The following is a 4723-nucleotide window of genomic DNA, read 5'->3' as shown; positions in this document are numbered from 1 at the left end:
CGCGAAGGCTGTTTAACAGTCGACATTGATGTCGGCTGACTCACCGCTTTCGCGAGCAGGCTCGCTCCCACAAGGTTTAGTGTGGTGTCAGGTATTTTCGCTATGCCCGGCGAACGCCGCCAGTCGGCGACCCTGTAAATTAACCCCTCGATCAGACGTTCTACTGGGTATCTGCCTTTATACCCAAGGAACTGTCTTCCATGACCCAGCCTCCCCGTGGCGCCATCGGCGAGTTGTTCGCCCTGTTGAAACCGTTTCGACTCATCGTCGCCGCGTCCATTTTCCTGGGCATGGTCGGCGGCTTGAGTGTCACGGTACTGCTGGCGACCATCAACAACGCCCTGCATTCGGACACCGGCCTGACCCAAGGCGTAGTCGCCTTGTTTGCCGGCCTGTGCCTGCTGGCGCTGTTGAGCTCGATCTGCTCGGACATCGGCACCAACTACGTCGGCCAGCACATCATTGCCAGGCTGCGCAAACAGCTCGGTGAAAAAGTCCTGTCGGCCCCCATCGAGCAGATCGAACGCTATCGCAGCCACCGCTTGATTCCGGTCCTGACCCACGACGTCGATACCATCAGCGACTTCGCCTTCGCCTTCGCCCCCCTGGCGATTTCCCTCACCGTGACCCTCGGTTGCATGGGTTACCTGGCCATCCTGTCGTGGCCGATGTTCCTGATCATGGTCGCCGCGATCCTGATCGGCACCGCGATCCAGGCTTACGCCCAGAGCAAGGGTGTGCAGGGTTTCATGGCCGCCCGTGACGCTGAAGACGAGCTGCAAAAGCACTACAACGCGATTGCCGATGGCGCCAAGGAACTACGAATCCACCGTCCGCGTCGCCAACGCATGTTCGTGTCGGGGATCAAGGCGACAGCCGATTTCATCTGCAAGACCCAGGTGCGCTCGGTCAACACCTTCGTGATCGCCAAGACCTTCGGCTCGATGCTGTTCTTCGTGGTCATCGGCCTGGTGCTGGCGCTGCAATCCTTCTGGCCAAGCGCCGACAAGACCGTGATGAGCGGCTTCGTGCTGGTGCTGTTGTATATGAAAGGCCCGCTGGAGCATTTGATCAGCACGTTGCCGATTGTCAGCCGTGCGCAGATCGCCTTCCGCCGGATCGCCGAGTTGTCCGAGCAGTTTTCCACCCCTGAGCCGCACTTGCTGCTCAGCGATCAGGGCAACGTCAAGCAAGCCGTGCACGAACTGAAACTGGCCGATGTGCGTTTCGCCTTCCCGGCTGTCGAAGGCGCTGCACCCTTCCAGTTGGGCCCGGTCAACCTGACGATCAAGCAAGGCGACATCACGTTTATTGTCGGTGAGAACGGTTGCGGCAAGACCACGCTGATCAAGTTACTGCTGGGTTTGTACACCCCGCAACAGGGCGAGATCCGGGTCAACGGCGAGGCGATTGATGCGCAAAATCGTGATGACTATCGCCAGTTGTTCACCACAATCTTCGCTGATTATTACCTGTTCGATGACGTGGTCCAGGGCGACACGCACATCCCCGAAGACGCCAACAAATACCTGCAACGCCTGGAAATCGCGCACAAGGTCAGCGTCAAGGACGGCAATTTCACCACCACCGACCTTTCCACCGGCCAGCGCAAGCGCCTGGCGCTGGTCAATGCCTGGCTCGAAGAACGCCCGGTGCTGGTGTTCGATGAATGGGCGGCCGACCAGGACCCGACCTTCCGCCGGATTTTCTACACCGAGCTGCTGCCGGACCTCAAGCGCCTGGGCAAAACCATCATCGTGATCTCCCACGATGACCGTTACTTCGACGTGGCCGACCAGTTGGTGCGCATGGAGAGCGGCCGGGTCGTCACCGAGCTGGCACCGGCCTGACCCTGCGGGAGCGAGCCTGCTCGCGATAGCGGTGGATCAGTCACCTTCAATGGTGAATGAAATACCCCCATCGCAAGCAGGCTCGCTCCCACCGTTGTTTCTCTTAACGGGCCGACATTTGGGCGAACCCCTCGCCACGGTTTCTTCTTTCTGAAAATTAATTGACGTCTTTCTTTCCGGTTTTTGCTTCGCGCCGCGTCTAATAATCATTCTTATTAACAAAAACTCTGCACCCCACTTTTCAGGAGCTCAGGTAAGTAATGCGACCTCTACCACGCCGCACACCTCTCGCGCAGGCCGTACAGCGCCCGACATTGCATCGCACCCTGTTTACCAGCGTGCTGCTGACCGCCACCTTGCTGGGGAGCTCGATGGCCAATGCTGCACCTGTAAAAGTGAACATTGCCGTCCAGCCGCTTTCCAACGCGCTGACCGAGCTGGGCATGCAAACCAACCTGCAGATCCTCTACAGCCCGGATCAGGTGGCGGGTATCAAGTCCCGTGCAGTGTCAGGTTCGCTGGAGCCCTCCGAAGCCCTGAGCGCCCTGCTCAAAGGCACCGGCATTTCGTTCCAGATCAACGGCAACAGCGTCACGCTGGTCTCCGGCGGCGGTTCGGGCCTGCAACTGGGCGCGACCACGATTTCCGGCCAGGCCCTGGGCCTGACCACTGAAGACACCGACTCCTATACCACCGGCGCCACCACCACCGCGACCAAGCTGCCGCTGACCCTTCGCGAAACGCCGCAATCGGTGACCGTGGTGACGCGCCAGCAAATGGACGACCGTGGTGTACAGAGCGTCGGTGACGCACTGCGCAACACCCCGGGCATCACGTCGCAGAAGTACGACAGTGACCGTACCGAGTTTTCCGCCCGTGGCCAGGCCATCACCAACTTCCAGTACGATGGCGTCAACACCATCTACGACGGTGTGTACGGTGAAAACCCGAACAACAGCGACGACTCGGCCAGCCTCGACCACATCGAAGTCATCAAAGGCGCTACCGGCCTGATGACCGGCACCGGCGATCCGTCCGCCACGGTCAACCTGATCCGCAAGAAGCCGACCAAGGAATTCAAGGCCTCGGTCAGCGCCACCGCCGGCCGCTGGGACAAGTACCGTGCTGAAGGTGATATTTCCGGTTCGCTGACTGATTCCGGCAACGTCCGCGGTCGCTTCGTCACCACGTACCAGGATGCCAACTCGTACCTGGATCACTACAGCCAGAAGAAAGACCTGTTTTACGGCGTACTCGAAGCCGACCTGACCGACGACACCCTGCTGACCTTCGGCATCGACAAATCCAGCGCCACCCCGCGCGGTTCGTCGTGGACCGGTAACCCGACATATTTCGCCGATGGCGGCCGTACCGAGTTCCCGCGTCACTTCAACCCGGCGGCCGACTGGAGCCGTCGTGATTTCGACAGCACCACCTACTTTGCATCGCTGGAGCAAGCGCTGGCCAATGACTGGAAACTCAAAGTCAGCCTGGACCAGAAAACCACCGATCACGACACCCAACTGGCCTCGGCCAGCGGCGGCAACCCGGACCGCGCCACCGGTGAAGGCATGTTCCTTTACTGGGGTCGCTGGGAAGGTCATCGCGTGCAGAACACCGCTGACGTGAACGTCTCCGGCCCCATCAGCCTGGGCGGTCGCGAGCACGAACTGGTCGCCGGTGTCATGGCGTCCCACTCGCGCCAGACCGGTTCGACTTACGACACCAGTGCGTTCTCCCAAGTGCCCGGCAGCATCTATGACTGGAACGGCGAACTGCCGAAACAGGAATTCCCGAAGAACGGCAAATACGAACGTACCCAGAGCCAGAACGGCGTTTACCTGGCCACGCGCCTGCGCCCGACCGATGACCTGTCGTTCATCCTCGGCACCCGCCTGAGCACCTTCAAGTACAACGAAGACTATAACTACAACCCGGGCGCCAACCAGACCGACACCCACGCCAGCTACAAGGAACACGGCGTCGTCACCCCGTATGCCGGTGTGGTTTACGACCTCAACGACACGTACTCCGCGTACGCCAGCTACACCAATATCTACCAGCCGCAAATCTACAAGGACGCCAACGGCTCGACCCTGCAGCCGGTTGAAGGCAACGCCTACGAGGCCGGTCTGAAAGCGGCCTACTTCGAAGGCAAGCTGAACGCCAGCCTGGCCTTCTTCCGCATCGAACAGGACAACGTCGCTGAATCGATCGGCACCAACCCGGTCACCAACGAAGGTATCTACAAAGCCATCGACGGCGCGACCACCAAAGGTGTGGAACTGGAACTGGCCGGTGAACTGGCCGAGGGCTGGAACCTGTCCGCGGGCTACACCTACGCCCGGACCCGTGACCAGGACGAGCAACGGATCTTTGGCTACCCGCTGTCCACCACGCGCCCTGAACACGTCGTTCGTACCTTCACCACCTACCGTCTGCCGGGCGTGATGAACCAGTTCACCGTCGGTGGCGGCGTGAGCTGGCAGAGCGCGTTCTACGGCAAGATCTACAGCGCCAGCGCGGGCGACTACACCCAGATCAAGCAAGGTGGCTACACCCTCGTGGACCTGATGACCCGTTACCAGTACGACGACCACCTGAGCTTCACCGTCAATGCCAACAACGTCTTCGACAAAAACTACCTGACGGGCCTGGGCAACTTCGACACCACGTTCTACGGCGAGCCGCGTAACGTGCAGGTCACCGCGAAGTATGATTTCTGAGTCGTGAGCTGAAATGAAAAATGCCCGTGTCGTCAGATGCGGGCATTTTTTGGCCAGGGATTTTGTGGTGAATGGGAGTCCGCCTTCGCGGGCAAGCCTCGCTCCTACAGGTTGGCACCATGCCACAACTCGACGCCAACCTGTAGG

At 60.1% G+C, this 4723-nt stretch carries 2 protein-coding genes; both read left to right on the top strand.

What is annotated here, in order from left to right; translation table 11 throughout:
* The first annotated feature begins 200 nt into the window (after positions 1-200).
* Entirely contained in the window at positions 201-1850 is a 1650-nt protein-coding gene (locus QMX98_RS32530) for a cyclic peptide export ABC transporter (RefSeq protein ID WP_083374651.1), read from the top strand.
* 260 nt (positions 1851-2110) lie between these two features.
* Positions 2111-4576, top strand: coding sequence for a TonB-dependent siderophore receptor (locus tag QMX98_RS32525; protein WP_282411969.1), 2466 nt, complete (start codon positions 2111-2113; stop codon positions 4574-4576).
* The last annotated feature ends 147 nt before the right edge of the window (positions 4577-4723 follow it).

The organism is Pseudomonas sp. PS02303, assembly GCF_029959925.1.
GTDB classification, from domain to species: domain Bacteria; phylum Pseudomonadota; class Gammaproteobacteria; order Pseudomonadales; family Pseudomonadaceae; genus Aquipseudomonas; species Aquipseudomonas mandelii.
The sequence above is the reverse complement of the archived record's forward strand: the minus strand, read 5'-3'. Positions and strand labels throughout refer to the sequence as shown.